General features: G+C 42.6%; 21 protein-coding genes. 7 read left to right on the top strand and 14 right to left on the bottom strand.

Annotated elements, in window-relative coordinates:
* The first annotated feature begins 62 nt into the window (after positions 1 to 62).
* The 3 genes from QU597_RS14885 to QU597_RS14875 are packed head-to-tail and all read left to right on the top strand — an operon-like array spanning position 63 to position 2324.
* The gene (locus QU597_RS14885; RefSeq protein WP_310828745.1) at positions 63 to 1202 is read left to right on the top strand and encodes an Alp7A family actin-like protein; all 1140 of its coding nucleotides are present in this window, start codon (positions 63 to 65) and stop codon (positions 1200 to 1202) included.
* 10 nt (positions 1203 to 1212) lie between these two features.
* Positions 1213 to 1686, top strand: coding sequence for a hypothetical protein (locus QU597_RS14880; RefSeq protein WP_310828744.1), 474 nt, complete (start codon positions 1213 to 1215; stop codon positions 1684 to 1686).
* A gap of 14 nt (positions 1687 to 1700) precedes the next feature.
* Positions 1701 to 2324 (top strand): class I SAM-dependent methyltransferase, encoded by a 624-nt coding sequence (locus tag QU597_RS14875; RefSeq protein ID WP_310828743.1) that lies wholly within the window; start codon positions 1701 to 1703, stop codon positions 2322 to 2324.
* 83 nt (positions 2325 to 2407) lie between these two features.
* On the opposite strand, the gene QU597_RS14870 is transcribed toward QU597_RS14875, so the two are convergent.
* The 7 genes from QU597_RS14870 to QU597_RS14840 form a co-directional block, all read right to left on the bottom strand.
* Positions 2408 to 4135 carry a multicopper oxidase family protein gene (locus QU597_RS14870; protein WP_310828742.1) on the bottom strand — a complete coding sequence of 576 codons (1728 nt, stop codon included), beginning with the start codon at positions 4133 to 4135 and terminating at the stop codon, positions 2408 to 2410.
* Positions 4136 to 4273: 138 nt separating this feature from the next.
* Positions 4274 to 4834: a hypothetical protein gene (locus QU597_RS14865; protein ID WP_310828741.1), complete on the bottom strand. Its 561-nt coding sequence runs from the start codon at positions 4832 to 4834 to the stop codon at positions 4274 to 4276.
* A gap of 29 nt (positions 4835 to 4863) precedes the next feature.
* Positions 4864 to 5244 carry a hypothetical protein gene (locus QU597_RS14860; protein ID WP_310828740.1) on the bottom strand — a complete coding sequence of 127 codons (381 nt, stop codon included), beginning with the start codon at positions 5242 to 5244 and terminating at the stop codon, positions 4864 to 4866.
* Between the two features lie 3 nt (positions 5245 to 5247).
* Positions 5248 to 5547 (bottom strand): hypothetical protein, encoded by a 300-nt coding sequence (locus QU597_RS14855; protein ID WP_310828739.1) that lies wholly within the window; start codon positions 5545 to 5547, stop codon positions 5248 to 5250.
* A 33-nt stretch (positions 5548 to 5580) separates the two neighbouring features.
* Positions 5581 to 6045, bottom strand: a complete 465-nt coding sequence (locus QU597_RS14850) for a cytochrome b/b6 domain-containing protein (RefSeq protein WP_310828738.1) — start codon at positions 6043 to 6045, stop codon at positions 5581 to 5583.
* A gap of 44 nt (positions 6046 to 6089) precedes the next feature.
* On the bottom strand, positions 6090 to 6647 hold the full coding sequence (locus QU597_RS14845) for a hypothetical protein (RefSeq protein WP_310828737.1): 558 nt from the start codon (positions 6645 to 6647) through the stop codon (positions 6090 to 6092).
* A gap of 20 nt (positions 6648 to 6667) precedes the next feature.
* Positions 6668 to 7546 (bottom strand): hypothetical protein, encoded by an 879-nt coding sequence (locus QU597_RS14840; RefSeq protein WP_310828736.1) that lies wholly within the window; start codon positions 7544 to 7546, stop codon positions 6668 to 6670.
* A gap of 197 nt (positions 7547 to 7743) precedes the next feature.
* Between QU597_RS14840 and QU597_RS14835 the strand changes: the two genes are divergently transcribed.
* On the top strand, positions 7744 to 8403 hold the full coding sequence (locus QU597_RS14835) for a hypothetical protein (RefSeq protein ID WP_310828735.1): 660 nt from the start codon (positions 7744 to 7746) through the stop codon (positions 8401 to 8403).
* Between the two features lie 79 nt (positions 8404 to 8482).
* Here QU597_RS14835 and QU597_RS14830 read toward each other — a convergent pair whose 3' ends face one another.
* Positions 8483 to 8677, bottom strand: coding sequence for a DUF2933 domain-containing protein (locus QU597_RS14830; RefSeq protein ID WP_310828734.1), 195 nt, complete (start codon positions 8675 to 8677; stop codon positions 8483 to 8485).
* Positions 8678 to 9528: 851 nt separating this feature from the next.
* Here QU597_RS14830 and QU597_RS14825 point away from each other — a divergent pair.
* Positions 9529 to 9945, top strand: coding sequence for a VOC family protein (locus QU597_RS14825; RefSeq protein ID WP_310828733.1), 417 nt, complete (start codon positions 9529 to 9531; stop codon positions 9943 to 9945).
* 30 nt (positions 9946 to 9975) lie between these two features.
* Here the strand turns inward: QU597_RS14825 and QU597_RS14820 are convergent, their stop codons facing one another.
* Positions 9976 to 10239 carry a hypothetical protein gene (locus tag QU597_RS14820; protein ID WP_310828732.1) on the bottom strand — a complete coding sequence of 88 codons (264 nt, stop codon included), beginning with the start codon at positions 10237 to 10239 and terminating at the stop codon, positions 9976 to 9978.
* A gap of 179 nt (positions 10240 to 10418) precedes the next feature.
* Here QU597_RS14820 and QU597_RS14815 point away from each other — a divergent pair, with 179 nt between their 5' ends.
* Positions 10419 to 10895: a ferritin-like domain-containing protein gene (locus QU597_RS14815; RefSeq protein WP_310828731.1), complete on the top strand. Its 477-nt coding sequence runs from the start codon at positions 10419 to 10421 to the stop codon at positions 10893 to 10895.
* A 196-nt stretch (positions 10896 to 11091) separates the two neighbouring features.
* Here QU597_RS14815 and QU597_RS14810 read toward each other — a convergent pair whose 3' ends face one another.
* The 3 genes from QU597_RS14810 to QU597_RS14800 form a co-directional block, all read right to left on the bottom strand.
* Positions 11092 to 11643 (bottom strand): sugar O-acetyltransferase, encoded by a 552-nt coding sequence (locus tag QU597_RS14810; RefSeq protein ID WP_370656268.1) that lies wholly within the window; start codon positions 11641 to 11643, stop codon positions 11092 to 11094.
* 71 nt (positions 11644 to 11714) lie between these two features.
* Positions 11715 to 12728, bottom strand: a complete 1014-nt coding sequence (locus tag QU597_RS14805) for a cyclophilin-like fold protein (protein WP_310828729.1) — start codon at positions 12726 to 12728, stop codon at positions 11715 to 11717.
* A 52-nt stretch (positions 12729 to 12780) separates the two neighbouring features.
* Positions 12781 to 13356 (bottom strand): cyclophilin-like fold protein, encoded by a 576-nt coding sequence (locus QU597_RS14800; protein ID WP_310828728.1) that lies wholly within the window; start codon positions 13354 to 13356, stop codon positions 12781 to 12783.
* Between the two features lie 214 nt (positions 13357 to 13570).
* Here QU597_RS14800 and QU597_RS14795 point away from each other — a divergent pair, with 214 nt between their 5' ends.
* The gene (locus QU597_RS14795; RefSeq protein WP_310828727.1) at positions 13571 to 14116 is read left to right on the top strand and encodes a TetR/AcrR family transcriptional regulator; all 546 of its coding nucleotides are present in this window, start codon (positions 13571 to 13573) and stop codon (positions 14114 to 14116) included.
* A 103-nt stretch (positions 14117 to 14219) separates the two neighbouring features.
* Here QU597_RS14795 and QU597_RS14790 read toward each other — a convergent pair whose 3' ends face one another.
* Positions 14220 to 14630, bottom strand: coding sequence for a cupin domain-containing protein (locus QU597_RS14790; RefSeq protein ID WP_310828726.1), 411 nt, complete (start codon positions 14628 to 14630; stop codon positions 14220 to 14222).
* Positions 14631 to 14688: 58 nt separating this feature from the next.
* Entirely contained in the window at positions 14689 to 15669 is a 981-nt protein-coding gene (locus QU597_RS14785; RefSeq protein ID WP_310828725.1) for an aldo/keto reductase, read from the bottom strand.
* Between the last annotated feature and the right edge of the window lie 125 nt (positions 15670 to 15794).

Raw genomic sequence — 15794 nt, 5'->3', positions numbered from 1 at the left:
CCTTTGCAATGACACCGTTTCAACTTTTCATGAAAATGGGTTTTAAAAGGGAGGCAATTCTCATGAGTACACGAAATGCAGCGATTGATATTGGTAATGACACGTTGAAGGCTTATGTGCAAGGTTTGAATCAAGAAATATGGATCCCAAATGTTATTGCTGAAATCGGGGAATCCAGAGATATTGTAGAATTTGAAAAACATCCTTTGGACGGACTCCATGTGGAGATTGTATCCGGGGCGCTGAAACGCGGACAAGGTGTTTTTGCCGTTGGGAAGCTAGCTGGAGGTTACGCCCATAATGATGAATTGACTTCAGACAGCGAGAAATCAGAAGCAGACCAGCCTGTAATTATGCTGTTAACCGCACTTGCCTATGATGCAGCGAAAGCACTTCACCCTAAAAACGGGTTGATCGAAGCAACCTACAACCTCTCTACTGGATTACCATTAAGTGAAGCCAAGCGAGGAAAACGTAAAACATTCAAAGATAAACTAAAGGCGAATTCTCATGAAATTAGATTTAGAACAACACCAGAAATCGGCGGTACCCTTGTTCGTCTGAAATTTGAGGAGGTATTAGTCAATATTGAAGGCCATGTAGCCTTAATTGATCTGACAACGAATGATGACGGAACAGTTCGTAATGAAGAGTTGACCCGCATGACGGTTCTGATTAATGATATCGGCGGCCTTTCAACCGATGCAGCCATCATTCATGAGGATGGAACTGTAGACAATATCTATTCTGACGGGATTAAAGAAGGGGTGTCACCCTATCTGGATGAAATTATGGATAGGGTTCATCATGATCTCGGTTATCGATTCCTGAACAGGCAACAACTGGTTGAGGTTATCACTTCAGAGAAAGTCGAAGAACGCAATCATATTTGGATAAAGGGCATTCGGACAAGCATCCAGTCTATTGTTGATGAGATTTTGATTAAACTTGCCCGTGAAGAATACAAGCTTATCAGAAGTTCATGGAATAAGGTTCCGGGAATCCGGGTTTCTTATCAAATCGGTGGTGGTGCATTACTGCTTAAACCTTATCTCGAGGCGATAAACGAACAAGAGGATAACTATCCCCTCCGGTTTGTTGGAGCAAAAGACTCCATTTGGATGATTGCCAGAGCCTATTATAAGCTGTTGACCGTGTATCTCCAATATAAAAATGCGCAAATACCTGTAACACCAAAGTAGGTGCCTAGTTATGGATTCATCCATCAAAGCGGGGCAGACAATAAGCGTCTCTTTGCCTTTGGACACCCCCCAAAATGTCCTTTTATACTTGGATCAGTTAAAGAACACTGGTGAAAGAACCTATAATCGAAAAATAAGCCAGCTATTTATCGATTCTGTCAGCCTAGCCTGTTCCAAGGAGAAACCAGGGCTACTGCTTCCTTTTCCCGAACACCTTTCGGAGGAACAGCAGGACTGGTTTAACCAACCATATACTCGGAAAATGCTGGCCAAATGGATTTTTCAACTGCTTTTAGATCCTTCTCCTTCTTCTTCACCTTTACTATCTAGATCCTTGGATAAACCGGAGGGCAATACAATCGTTCTAAAAGCACCAGAAAAAATAGGAGTCAGTAAAGAGCCTCCTCAAGCTGAAAATCACTCCTTTGAAATCAGCACTTCCTATCACAGTAAACTGGTGGGATACTTTATTAATGACGATTAAAAGGAGCTTTAGCAATGAAGGATAACCAAAACACAATCATCCGTAGAAGATATAACCGGATTTCAAGGATTTTTGACCTGATGGAGCGCATGATTAAAAAAGAATGGCGAGTAGACCTATTGAATGGCTTACATGGAGAAGTATTAGAGGTAGGCGTAGGCACAGGAGCTAATTTGCCCTTTTATGCTAAACCAGTATCCGCTGTAACTGGTATTGATTTCAGCCCAGGTATGCTTCGGTATGCGAAGGTAAAAGCGCAGCATTCTGAGCTTCCCATCACCCTCTTGGAAATGGATGCTCAGTGTATGGATTTCCCCGACAACACTTTTGATTACGTCATCGTTACCTGTGTCTTTTGTTCGGTACCTGATCCCGACGCTGGATTCAAGGAAATCAGGAGAGTGTGTAAACCGGAAGGAAAGGTACTTCTCTTGGAGCATATGCGCAGTGAACAGCCCTTTATAGGAGTACTAATGGACATCTTGAATCCTTTAGCTGTAAGGATGTCAGGTGCAAATATCAACCGTCGAACGCTTCGCAACATAGAGTTAGCCGGATTCGTTATTAAAGAGAACAAGTCATTAATGGGTTCCATTATGCGCCGGTTAGTTTTGTCTCCAAATAAAACTGAACTATAGCTTATACTAAAAGGGAGTATTCCATCAAGCCATGAAGAAATGGCTTATGGGATACTCCCTTTACTTTGTCACATTATCTAAAGTTATTCAGGCTTGTTATCTGCCTTGGAGGGATCAGGAGTGTAGCTGGAGACAAAATCACTATATATCAGCTGCTGTGCCATCCCTGCAGCTGCATGATGAAGCTCATGGCAGTGAATCATCCAACTTCCGGGATTGTCTGCCTTAAAGGTAATCACAATTTTCTCACCTGGTTTAACTAGTACGGTATCCTTCATAAGAGTACTATTTACTTTCACCCCGTTTTTCTCCAGTACCTGAAAAAAGTGTCCATGTACATGCATGGGGTGATCCACTTCCCCTTCGTTGATAAACGTTATTTTTACGTTATCCCCGGTTTTCACCTGAAGTGCCGGCAGGTCTGAGAAGACTTTATCGTTGATCGTATACACTAGCTGATCTCCATTCATTTTGGAATTCAATACAGCTGTATACTCAAGGGCATATGTTTCAGCCGCAGCAGCGCCCGCCTTGGTGGCAGGCTTCCCATAACTAAACAGATCAAATCCGGTTAGATCCGAATGCTGAACTGCCTTAACTTTTCCGTTGCTGCCAGCAACTTTAAATGGAATTACCAGCTGATCATTATACTTATTGTCATCATGTGCATCAATGGTAAAATCCTCTGGTGAGCTTACTTTAAACTCGATATCATAACGCTCTCCAGGGGCAACCGTCACCAATTGATTCTGGAGTGTAGTGGGCTTCTCAATATCCTGTCCGTCTGTACTAACTACTTTAAATTCGCCAGGGATATGAATGGCATGGGAGCGATAACCTGCGTTGATTAAACGAAGTCTAACGGTATCTCCCACTTTAGCCTCAAGAGGTGTGATCATTGCTCCGGACTTGCCGTTGACGGTGTATAGGCTATACATGGAAGACATCATTTCTTCATCACTCATACTTGTCGTATCAGCCATTCCCGCCATACCTTCCATGCCTGACATACCTGTTGTTTCTTGAGCATTCGAAGCATCCTCCGGGTTAATCCACTCATCCAATAGTAAGGTATAGTCTTTATCCGGTCTTGCGGTGTCCTTCGGTTCTACAATTAGGGCACCATAAAGCCCTTTATCTACTTGTTCAGAGCTTTCCTGGTGTGAATGATACCAATAGGTTCCAGCAACATCCACCGAGAAACTGTAGGTAAAGGTTTCACCCGGGAGCACAGCATCCTGACTGACTCCAGGCACTCCATCTGTTTCAGATGACACTGGATAGCCATGCCAATGAATCGTAACCGGAACCTTCAAATCATTTTTAAGTGTTACCTGCACAAAATCACCTTGAGTTACACGGATTTCCTGACCAGGCACAGTTCCGTTGTAGGTCCAGACTGGCAGGGTCACACCCTCAGTAATTTGCAGATTACTTTCCATGGCAGTTAGAGTAAAGCCCTTAACGGGTTGTCCTGGTTTAGGCTGTAGATTTATGAGTTCATTGGATGGACTAGCTCCATTTAATGTATCATTTGAATTGCTGCTAACCTCTTGGGAAGTTGTAATATCTGCTTCCGGTGAAGGGCTCGGTTCTGGTGTTTCTTCAGACATTGTATCGTTCTCTGAAGCACTTGTATTTGAAGAATCGTGATTCAGGTGCTCGTCTGCACTAGTATCTTCCATATTCATACCATCCATTGCACTTGAACTCGTACTGGAAGCCGATGTCTGACTATAATATATTCCGGCCGCTGTTCCTCCGATAATCATAGCAAAGATAAACAACCAAATAAGACCTTTAGTACTCAAACGACATTCCTCCTAAAAATTTAGCAAGCATTACCTTCTTGGGATCTCTTCATGCAAAACCCGCTTCGAAAGCATTTCCGGTAAGCTTTAAAAAAGGCAGCGCTCGACATAATTCCGAACACCGCCCCATTTCCGTTCTTACATCATTCCCATTCCGCCGCTGCTGCTGCTGCTTCCACTGCTTGAATTGCCGTTATTCATGTTGTTCATGTTGTTCATCATGCCTCCGGAACTGCCCATGCTTCCTGAGCTACCCATGCTTCCAGAAGTACCCATACTGGAACCCATCTGACCTGTGAACTGCTGCTGCATTTGCATCATCTGCTGCTGGAGTTGACTCATTTGCTGCATCATATTATTCATTTGGTCCATGGTCACTCCTCCGTTCACAGTACCCTGTACCGTCGTTCCAACGGCCGCAGTACCGTTAACGTGAGCACTATGCTCGTCATTACCAGATACATTTGAGGGGTTAGTTATGTTCAAGAGGACTACTGAGATAATTAATCCTACGAACGAAATGAATGCCAGTTTAAGCCAACCGTCGCTTTTCATTATTGAATCTCCTCCAGTTTTTGTTTTTATCGCTGCTCTTCCCTTTGATTGATCTTTACCGGATAGAAGTGCATATATCTTTTGAACTAAATAATAAATGGCATAAAACATACCAACTACCATTAGAATCAGTAATGCTGCCATATACAAGTTCCCGAAGGACCCGAGAACATTCATTTCGCTTTCCCCCTGTAGTTTGGCTTTGGCCATACGATTGCCAGAAAAACGGTTCCCGCCAGGATAATAGGTAATGTTAGAACAAGCAGTGCCGTTGTAACAATATGCATCGTGTAAAGCTTGCCTTCTTGACTGTGATGTCCGGTATGCTCGCTGTTCACAGAAGCCACTTCGACACTGTCATTGGTTCCAAAGGTAAAAAGATCCTGTACGGTTGTATTCCCCAAATGTTCATCTTTCATCATGTTGGCCATGGAATGATCCATTTGTGCGACATTTTCTGTCCGATTTCCCCAGGAAAGTGCCAGCGCCAGTCCTACAATGACTGCAAATACTGAACACAGCTGCCAAAACGGCTTTTTTTGTTTGTTGAACATGGGTTACACCTTTCTTCTGCACCGTACATACACTCCGCCGGCAATGCTGATGGCGAGTAGAGGAAATACCAATTGAACGCTCTCATACATCAATCTCTGTACATTTGAATCTTCTTTGACCTGCATGGATAATCCCATTAGAGAGGTTTCCATAGCCTTCATCATGCCGCCCTTAAAGTCCATCGCTTCCTTCTCCGTTGGGCCAAATCGAAGCATGGAAATTAGTATCGCGCTAAAAGCGAAGAAAAAGGAAGTTGTTATAAACCATATTAATAGCTTGAACCATTTTTTTTGCATCCACATGACAAAGGCCACCTCCTTCGCTGAGATTGTCAGTTATTTTGCCTTCTGCATCTTTTTCTTGGGCCACATAAGCGCATGAGTCTTCATGTAGATATGCCAGATCACACTGGCAACCGCCAGATAAGTCAACTTTTCGTGGATCCATAGTGAAAGGGCCGTACCAGCTTTATCGCTATCCATGAAGAGCCAGATAAAAGCGCCCGTAATAATGAAGATCAGTGTGGTAATGAAGGTGAAGAGTCCATAACCGGATGGGCCGAATACAAGCCAAGGCTTTATGGTCTTATCCCGTCTGAGAATTCGGATGATCTCATAGAGGATCACGATAAGTGTCAGTAGCACATACACGATAGCCGCAACGCGGTGTACAACATCGGCTGTAGCAATATCGTATTGCATGACCCAACCATACTTAGCTCCTGCCATAGCAATTCCACTAAGCGCTAGTATCGAGAATACAAGCGCCCATAACCAGTGAAGGATAAAATCAAACTTCATTACCTCATCAACCTCAATCCATTTTATCTTTATTTCATTACCTATTATTCCGACTTAGCTTCTTCGTTGGTCTTATTCTCATTTCCTGCAGTTAGTAGAACTGTGGAAGAAGAGGAAGCAGGTGCGGTATTGATATTTTTCTTCACGTATGTGAACAAGAAACCGATTAATGCACCCACAAAGACAATGGTCAGGAGCTTAACAAAGAATGTTAAAATTCCAGTAATGCTCCAAGTGGATACCAATCCGATATGATTCGAATTCATCCCGCCATTCATCAGGATTCCAAGGAGATATAAAACTACAATTACTCCCACCAAGGTCGAAGCCAAAACGAAAATCATCTTTAACATCGGATCATTAGTAATGACTTGTTTGCCCTTATTATAAGACTCTTTAAAGTAGGTGTTTTTAAGCCATACGGCAAGCCCAACCACAAGACTTAGAATTAGCGCAACAAACAGCAGCTCAGTTACTGTCGATAGAAGCCCGCTAAGTACACCACCCGAACTATAAGTCCCCATTTCCATTGTTCCCTGGACGCTGCCGGATACACCTGCACCTGACATAGGAGTTGAACTACTCATATTCATATCCATCATTATTTTACCCCTCCTAAAAATTAAACTGTTTGTTCATTTTCAACCTTTGGTTGTTTGGACACCAGATTGCGTGTGGCGCCAATGATTCCAACTAGCATCAACACTGCAAAAAGTATGGTAAGCAAGGTTACAAGAGTAGGCAATTGAACATTACCAATCGAAAAACCGCTCGTTTGACTGTTCATGGCATTTTCTGCAGCTAAAGCTTCAGCCGCTAGTTGTGCTTGCTCTGCTTGGCCCATCGTCAGCTGAATTTGATTATTCAACCATTCATTCGTGCCTTGAAGTTCCATTACCGTTTGTGCCATTTGAAATATGGCCTTATTGACCTGCTGTACATCTCCAGCTTCAATAGAAGCTTCGGCGGTGTTCGTTGTTACATTGGATAAAAACATTTCTTTGGCGTCACTCAGTTTTTGTGAAACATTGTTCAATACACTCTGGGTTTGAACCATAACATTATGACGATTGACGTACACTTGATACGTGGGTTCCGTTGCATCCGTCAGACGGGCCATTTCAACCAGATTCTGATCCAGCTGATTCATGAGATATACTCCCTCAGAAAGAGAATACAGCCCTCTTTGATAACGCCCAATCAGTGATGGGTTTACGGAACTGGACGACATTAATTCCGCTACCTGCTGAACAGATTTGTAAGAACTGGTGACCTTCGCCTGTAAATTGTCCACTGGATTAACATCTGCACTTTGTGTTGTTGTAGTTGTTGTTGCTTCTGCTGAAGTATGCTGATTATGAGAATTTGCCGCAGACTGCGAACCCAAAAGGCTTGACCATGTAATGTTCTGTTCTTTTGAAACAAACCATCCGATGTATCCGAGTCCCGATAGAATAATCAGGATAAGAGCGAACCCAAGAATATTGCGAATAGCTTTCAAAAATCTTCACCCCCTTAATCGTTCTACAATAATCTACATGTTCTTGATGTATTTAAAGGATACCAATGGAATTTGGGGAAAGTATGAAGAAACCATGGGTAAAGAATGTTTTTTCGAAATAATTAAATATGGCACTGCCGCTACTCATTTTCAGGATTATAATTCAGGATATACAAGTAATGGAGGAGTCAAAGTAAATGCTAATGAATGTAGAAAAGCATATTAAGGAGTTTAAATCTGATACAGAATCCGTGTATAATTCCTGGTTCCTAAACAACGGGGATCGAATAGATGCATTCGATACGGTAAGAAACGGAGTAAGCGATGTCATACAATCTATTGAATCGAGTGTGTTTGGAAACGACTTTAAAGGTTCTCCACTTGAATTGGTGATGGAAGCGATATGTAAACAAAAGCAAGTTTTTAAAGGAGCAGCCCACGCTTTTTATTGGAAACCAAAGCTTGGAATCCCCGATATTTATGAAAATGATGAACATCAACTTGCCTTTGGACATTTTTTAAAGCAGATATCTCAGACCCCTGAAGAAAAAGATATCCTTGATGAGATTAATCACTTGGACAATCTACGTATCAAAGGTTTAGGTCCCGCGGCAGCTAACATCTTATATTTCCTTCATCCCACCTTGTTCCCACCCTTCAATACAGCGATTTTAAACGGATATAACCTTCTATTTGGTCGTATCATCAAGTTAGGTTCATGGTCTGCTTATTTGGATATGCGGCAAGATCTAATCCATTTGAACCAAACCTATCACTCACTTCTCTCTAAAGATCTGGGGGCTGTTGCCGGTTTAATGTTTCATATAGGGTCAGGCCGACATAAACTCAATTTTTAGCAAAGAAATATAGAATTTTGATAATCAGCAAAAGAGATAGCTCATAAGCACTAGTCGCTTAAGGCTATCTCTTTATTTGCTATTTGGTAAGGCTTAAGAGTTGTTTTTCCAGCCGTTCGTTCTCAACCGTTAACTCATTAAAATCTTGATGAAGTGTCCAATCCATCATAGATTGGTTTACCCGAGATTCAGGACCATGCCGTCCTTTCATTCCAATCATCATATATATCATCATCAGCGGACAAATTAACAACAGCAATAAAGACCAATCCATTTGTATTCCTCCTATTTAAGTTGTTTTCTTTTTATATTTATATTCTAGTAAACTTATATGTGGATATAATGTTGAAAGAATGCGCATTCTATGTATTTATTGATTTTAGTCAAAATAATGACCCACTCACTGTCCTTAAGGGAAGGATATGACTAATAATTATAGATTACATAAACTGATAAATAGTACCATGTTCTTGTCCATTTACGGCAATGGATACATGTTTTTGTCCTTTGCTGGGGACAAGAACATGTATCCTTAAATCAAAAAAACCGCGACCAGCGCGGGTTTCAATAAATATATGTTCTTGTCCTCTTACATTGTCGGAGTGTTATTTGGGCAGCTATAATTAGGATAAATCATTACTTCTGAGTGTTCCCTCTGATTTTATTAATTGGCTTGTTGTATACTTAAATGCAGGTTTTGTTTATACTGATGAAACTAATTGTTGCACATATGTTTTCAGCGCAGTTCAGCCAGGCATAATTTAAATTAATTCCAAATCGCAACGTCCCTTGATCGAGAATCCAAAACAATGCATCTTTATTTAGCCCTCGTTTATTTACTTTGGTGATGAATTCCTCAAATAATGTTTTGATCTCATTAGTATTAAAATCTGTTGCAAATTCAAACCCACTCTTCTTAGTTCTAGAAATATCATCACTTCTTGATTGGAAACTCATATCGGTCGTTAGCTCTCTCAAATATTTTCCAGTAGCTTAATACCAAATTATTTTTCAAAATTCAGGCTTTCGAATCTATGAAACCGATGAAATCCCGGATCGGCTGTCGTCTATATAAACGAAGGCATAAATGAACACAAACTAATTTGACGAAGAGGTGTTTTGAAAATGGCATTAACATCCGCATTCACGAGCTTCAACCTGCCTGTAAAAAACGTAGAACAATCGAAAGCGTTCTTCACCGGACTCGGATTCGAACTCAACCCGCAATTCCCCGATAATGAGAATTCGGTAGCCATCGTGATCGGCGACAACCTGCAGGTTATGCTGATCAATCAAGCATTCTTTAATACGCTTACGGAGAAAGAATCCGTCGATACGAGCAAGTATGCGCAGATGACGATCGCATTGGCTTTCGAGAGCCGGGAAAAGGTCGATGAAATCGTGAATACCGCGCTCTCCTTGGGCGGGAAATTGCACGCTGAACCTGAAGATCATGGGTTCATGTATCATTGGGGCTTCGTGGACTTGGACGGCCATCTGTGGGCTATTAACTACATGAACATGGATGCGTCACAAGGATAAGGCTAACGGAGAGCACACTCGTACTAGGGTTCAAAAAGAAAGACACCGGGCATCTTCCGTCGAAGGCCTCCTCATACCGGACAGCAGTTGCTGCTCCGGTTGAACGTCCTTGCTGCTGAGCTCATCCGAGCGAAGCTGGGCCCGGTCCATCGTCTCAAGGGCTTTTTGCAAGGCGCTGCTCACCGCTGCCGGCGACATCGCCAACGTTTTCGCGATCTGCTTGGAGGACCATTCAACTACATCCTCGCTGGATTCAATCTTGTAACTTTGATGAATTCCACTCCATTTAATCAAAGCATACTAACCTTCTTCCAACAACCTCCTTTTCTGTCCACTGCTTTTTTACCTGGCACCCTGTAGCCCCTTACATTCAACCTTTGATTATCCGGCTGGAAATCAGTATTAATCACACCCTAGGCTCTTGTGCATATAATTGATAGTAAAATTGCTTACATTATCGGAGGGCTACGCTCATGAATATGGTTTATCCGCATTGGTTCAGATCACCATTCGTTCCTGTTTGGGCAACTTCAATGCAAGACGCGCTTGAATTAATGCGGACTTCAGTCCAAGGGGAACGAAATGATGAACTTTTTTATGACCAACTCATTCGCCTTACTCCTAGCCAGCAACAAGCTGAAGTGATCACCTCTATTCGGAATGATGAACGAGGGCATAATCAAATGTTCCGGCAAATGTACAAAGAATTAACTGGATATGAAGTGACAGGAGTTAGCAACGAAGTTCCTGAACATGTTCATTCGTATATTGCCGGTTTGCAAAAAGCTTTCCAAGGTGAATTGTCTGCAGTAGAAAAGTATCGAAAGATTTGGTTCGGCCTTCCTTATGGCGTTTATAAGGATACATTGTATGGCATTATTCTCGATGAACAAAAACATGCGGCAAAGTATAATAATCTATTGCTACAGAACTTAGCTGGAAATCAGTAGTAATTTACTTGGATTTCCATTTATAAGTACACATGGTGCCGCCTCTGCCCTCTTCCGGTGGTGGCGGTGGGTACCGAACATATTCGCGTAACTCTGCTCGGTAATCGCATTAAGCATCTCACTAAGGTCTTCTACAATGAGCGATTCCAGCAGCCACACGGGATATACATACATCTATTCATTCAGAGTCTCTCATTTATTCAATCTTCTTAATAATTTTCGCAGGAACACCTGCTACAACCGTATTGGGTGGTACATCCTTGGTGACAATTGCACCTGCGGATACAATAGAATTTTCTCCGATCGTAACACCTGGCATGATCATCGCACCTGCCCCAAGCCAAGCGTTTTTCTTGATAACTATAGGAGTAGAGATAGTAGATTGTCTTTTAGAAGGATCCAGAGGGTGGTTAATGGTAATCAGGTTCACTTTAGGCCCTATCAAAACGTTATCTTCGAGGGTTATGCCACCTCTGTCCATAAAAGTACAAGCATGATTGATAAACACATTTCTCCCCACTCTGATATTCTTGCCAAAATCCGTGTAAAAAGGAGGAAAAAGTCCAAACGATTCATCCACCTCTACTCCCGTTAATTTCGAAAATAATTCCCTGACTTCTTCCGCTTCATGATATGAGTTGTTTAATTGCATTGTAATTCTCTGTGCTTCAACAATAAGATCAAGAACTTTATAATACTCCGGGTCATTTAAAGAAATTAACTCGCCATTTTTATCTCGCTCAAGAATGCCTTTTGGTTTCATTAACATTACTCCTTTTCCATTTTAGAGTTTTTTTGTTGCCTTTAGTTGAGGTTATATCAGTCATCTATGGAATAAGTAACTTGAGCAGCTTCTGGCCCAAGTGCCGCTGTGAGTCCTGAGATGTCCTCTATATATCCGAGTTTGGTGTAACCACCGTATGCATTGGAAAATGTTTCGTAGAAAAGTACCAGGCTGTTGGAATACCATAACATGATTTCTCCTGCATGAATGGTTGCCGGTGCTTCTGTAGATCCAACAGGCAAATCACTTTGGAAACGATAGTATTTTTCTTGGCCGTTCAATTCTGACATGTTTACTGTTATTGGCATCTGAGTAATCAATGCCCTTGTTGTTTCATTGTCATACATTTTAGCTTTGAAAGCCGCTTTCCCGACAAGGATAGTCATGTTAATCATATTATTCTCCTTATGTTGCTCTTTTATGGATATGTTGTCTAAAAAGCGCATTAGCATAGTTGCAGCCTGTGCGCGGGTTGCAGAGCCTGAGGGCGATAATTTACCCCTACTTCCCTGCATATTCTGGATCCCAACCATCCAGTGCATGGCAGCCTTCGCATAAGCGCTGACCTCTGATGCGTCGGTATAACCATCTAAAGTGGTATAGCCAGAAATGTCATACCCCTTCGCTTCGGCGTAACGGTACAGGATCGTTGAGAATTGCTCACGGGTAATTAGGCTGAGAGGGGAAAAACTCCTCTCATCTACACCGGTCACGATCCGATTGGCTTTCGCCCAAGCTATAGCAGAGGCGAAGTAACTGCCAACAGGAACATCCGAAAAACCACCGTTGCCTGCTGCTGCCGGAGACCCATCTATACGGTGCAGCACCGTGACAAGCATTGCCCGGCTCATAGTTGTTTCCGGCTCGAAATTACCTGCCCCATTACCGCTCATCAGATTTCTCTCCGTAACAAAGTCTACAGCGGTACGATACCAAGCGCTATCTGAAACATCGTTATAGTCCGCCGCAAAAGCAGTGCTCACCGTACTGAAAGTGAGAGCCGTTCCCAGCAGCAGACTAGTTAGCCTTAATGTTTGGATACTCCTCACGCAATCCATCTCCTTCTCTAAATATCTTTAACCCTAGAATCAACACCCTAGTTTAATCTGCAAGTGACCAGGTAACTTGTACATTCCCTGAACCAAGCGCTGCTGCCAGATTTGCAGGATCGTCGACACTTCCGAGCGGAACATAACCGTCGTAAGAATTGGAGAAGGTCTGATAAAAAAGTACCAGAGTATTTCCGGACCAGGACATAATGTCACCGGCATGAATGGTTGCAGGGCGTTCAGTAGATGCAGCCGGAAGCTCCTCGGACAGATCATTATACTTCTCCAGCCTATTTTGTTCATTCATACGGATGGTCATCGGAAACTGCGCTACCAGGGCTTGCGTCGTCTCATTGTTATATAATGTTGCTGGAAACGTAGTGCCGCCAATAATAATATAGATGGGAATTTCAATCCCTGAGTTTTCCTTCACTTTATTTTCCTTTCCCACCTCTGTGGGCTGCTCAGTTGCTTCTGCGGGTTCACTGCCCAACGGCGGGATATCAAGACGACTGCCTTCATCGCTTTCCGCAGCAACTCCGGAACTTGGCCTATTATTTGTCGGGCTGCAGGCTGCCAGTGCAAATAGAATAGTAATACCAAAGAGCAAGCATAAGAATTTGCGCATGTGTACCTCCTGTAATAAGAAATTACCCGCCCATCCGATCCGGCTTAAGCAACGGATGAGCGTGTGATACTAAACGATATTGATCGATTAAACGACACGTGTATAATAATATATAGAATCGAGCATCTTACAATCGTTAAATAATCTGTATCTGTCGAATAATGTACATATTCCTCTGAATTGACTATTAACAAGGAAATTGGTGATATCAAATATGACTAAAATAGATAGAAGAATACTCAAATCACAGGAAGCGATAAAAAAGGCCGTCATTGAATTGATGTCAGAAAAGAATTTCGATTCCATTACGATCCAGGACATTTCCAACAGGGCAAATGTTCACCGGGCAACCATCTACCTGCATTACACAGATAAATTTGATCTGCTGGATAAACTGATTGAAGAGCATATTAACAACATGAAGGACATCAACAAATATGCATGTGAAATGGAGTGGAGTGAAGCAAATCTGGTCTATTTCGAATACTTTGAGCGTAATTATTTATTCTTTTCAACGATGTTGGCGAGTAAAGGAGCTCCTTCCTTTCGTGCCCGGTTCCTTGAATTTCTTATTGAAGAATATAAAGGTGAAGTAAATATGAATGAAGAAAGAAACCAGGGATTGGATAAAGTGATTGTGGGCTCTTTTATGGGAACAGCTTTCGTAGGAATAGTGGAGTGGTGGATCACGAACGGGATGCCGCATCCTCCCCATGTCATGGCGAACCAGGTTGGGGTATTGCTTGAGAGGGTTGTATAAAGGGATCTTAAACGAAACAAAAAAGCTGCTAAATCAGCAGCTTCAGGCTGTCGAGACGTTCTCGACAGCCTGAGCCCTGTTTAGCAGAGATGTTGTACCGTACCTATTCGATATGAGTATATTGCTCATCAGATACAGGCTCTAACCATTCCGGTCTGCCCGCAGTGATTGCAATGTGTTCAAACCAGCTGTCTTTTGCCGCACCATGCCAGTGTTTAACACCATCATGGGTGACGATTACATCACCGGCTTTCAAGGATTGTGCGGGTTTACCTTCCTCTTGATACCATCCCTCACCGCCGGTTACCAACAATATTTGAAACCCATCCCGGTGGATATGCCAGTTGTTTCTGCAGCCTGGTTCAAAGGTTACATTGCCAACACCTACATTCACTTTAGGATCAGCAATTAAGGTTTTCAGATAACTTTGTCCCACAAAAAATTGTGCAAAAGCATCATTTTTTTCTCCAACTGGAAAAATAACGCCATTTTTGACTTCCTCATGTTTTGCCACTGTAGTTCCTCCTATAAATACCTTTATTATTTGTACCTGCTTACTTTAATGTAATTAATTATGAAGCCCCAACTACCGGATGCGGGACGTACAGTTCTTCAAGGAATGAAATTTCTTCAGGGGTTAATTTTACCGAGAGAGCACCTACAGCATCTTCAAGCTGTGGAAGTTTTGTCGCACCAACAATAGGAGCAGCTACATTCTCTTTCTGAAGCAGCCATGCGAGTGCGATATGAATGCGGGGCACACCGCGCTTCTCTGACAGAGCAGCTACCCGTTCAATGATCAGCCGATCTGCGTCGGCAGTCGCATCGTATTTCAACTTTTGAATATGATCACTTTCTGATCTTTGCGTGGTTTCAGACCAATCACGGATCAGTCTTCCTGATGCCAACGGGCTGTAAGGAGTCGAAGCAATTTTTTGATCCTTGCAAAGCGGCATCATTTCCCGTTCTTCTTCGCGGTAGATAAGGTTTAAGTGATTTTGCATGGATACAAATCGGGTCCAGCCGTTTTTCTCCGCGACATGCAAAGCCTTTTGAAACTGCCAAGCGAACATGGCAGAAGCACCAATATATCTAGCCTTTCCAGACTTCACTACCTCGTGCAAGGCTTCCATCGTTTCTTCAATAGGCGTATTGTAATCCCAGCGGTGGATAATATAGAGATCCACATAGTCAGTCCCCAGCCGCTTCAAGCTTTTATCGATTTCACTCAATATGGACTTCCGTGAAAGTCCCGCGCCATTCGGACCTTGATGCATGCGTCCCCAGACCTTTGTAGCGAGCACAATTTCATCCCGATTCGCAAAATCCTTCAATGCCCGTCCGGTAATCTCTTCACTGGTCCCATTCGCATAAATATTTGCGGTATCAAAAAAGTTGATGCCAAGCTCAAGCGCTCTCTTGATTATTGGACGGCTGCGATCTTCATCAAGCACCCATTGATGTCCTCCCGGCATCACTTCTCCAAAACTCATACAGCCCAGGCAAATCCGGGAAACATCCATTCCTGTATTTCCAAATTTAATATACTCCACAACGCAAACCCCATTTCCAATTAATATAAGTAAAGATGATCACAAGATCTGGGCAACATTCCCTACACTCGATCAAACCATTCATCCTCGACCGCTTCAAACCATACCGTTTCTCCTGGAGTCAT

This window comes from Paenibacillus pedocola, assembly GCF_031599675.1.
Taxonomy (GTDB): Bacteria; Bacillota; Bacilli; order Paenibacillales; family Paenibacillaceae; genus Paenibacillus_AQ; species Paenibacillus_AQ pedocola.
This window is presented reverse-complemented; position numbering and strand designations above follow the sequence as displayed.

Excerpts from the sequence above, each read along its gene's own strand:
- QU597_RS14885 (WP_310828745.1), top strand. The coding sequence starts at position 63 with ATGAGTACACGAAATGCAGCGATTGATATTGGTAATGACACGTTGAAG.
- QU597_RS14800 (WP_310828728.1), bottom strand. The coding sequence starts at position 13,356 with ATGCGCAAATTCTTATGCTTGCTCTTTGGTATTACTATTCTATTTGCA.
- QU597_RS14830 (WP_310828734.1), bottom strand. The coding sequence starts at position 8,677 with ATGGATTGGTCTTTATTGCTGTTGTTAATTTGTCCGCTGATGATGATA.
- QU597_RS14835 (WP_310828735.1), top strand. The coding sequence starts at position 7,744 with ATGCTAATGAATGTAGAAAAGCATATTAAGGAGTTTAAATCTGATACA.
- QU597_RS14795 (WP_310828727.1), top strand. The coding sequence starts at position 13,571 with ATGACTAAAATAGATAGAAGAATACTCAAATCACAGGAAGCGATAAAA.
- QU597_RS14860 (WP_310828740.1), bottom strand. The coding sequence starts at position 5,244 with ATGTTCAACAAACAAAAAAAGCCGTTTTGGCAGCTGTGTTCAGTATTT.
- QU597_RS14815 (WP_310828731.1), top strand. The coding sequence starts at position 10,419 with ATGAATATGGTTTATCCGCATTGGTTCAGATCACCATTCGTTCCTGTT.
- QU597_RS14855 (WP_310828739.1), bottom strand. The coding sequence starts at position 5,547 with ATGTGGATGCAAAAAAAATGGTTCAAGCTATTAATATGGTTTATAACA.
- QU597_RS14845 (WP_310828737.1), bottom strand. The coding sequence starts at position 6,647 with ATGATGGATATGAATATGAGTAGTTCAACTCCTATGTCAGGTGCAGGT.
- QU597_RS14865 (WP_310828741.1), bottom strand. The coding sequence starts at position 4,834 with ATGGCAGCATTACTGATTCTAATGGTAGTTGGTATGTTTTATGCCATT.
- QU597_RS14880 (WP_310828744.1), top strand. The coding sequence starts at position 1,213 with ATGGATTCATCCATCAAAGCGGGGCAGACAATAAGCGTCTCTTTGCCT.
- QU597_RS14825 (WP_310828733.1), top strand. The coding sequence starts at position 9,529 with ATGGCATTAACATCCGCATTCACGAGCTTCAACCTGCCTGTAAAAAAC.
- QU597_RS14875 (WP_310828743.1), top strand. The coding sequence starts at position 1,701 with ATGAAGGATAACCAAAACACAATCATCCGTAGAAGATATAACCGGATT.
- QU597_RS14850 (WP_310828738.1), bottom strand. The coding sequence starts at position 6,045 with ATGAAGTTTGATTTTATCCTTCACTGGTTATGGGCGCTTGTATTCTCG.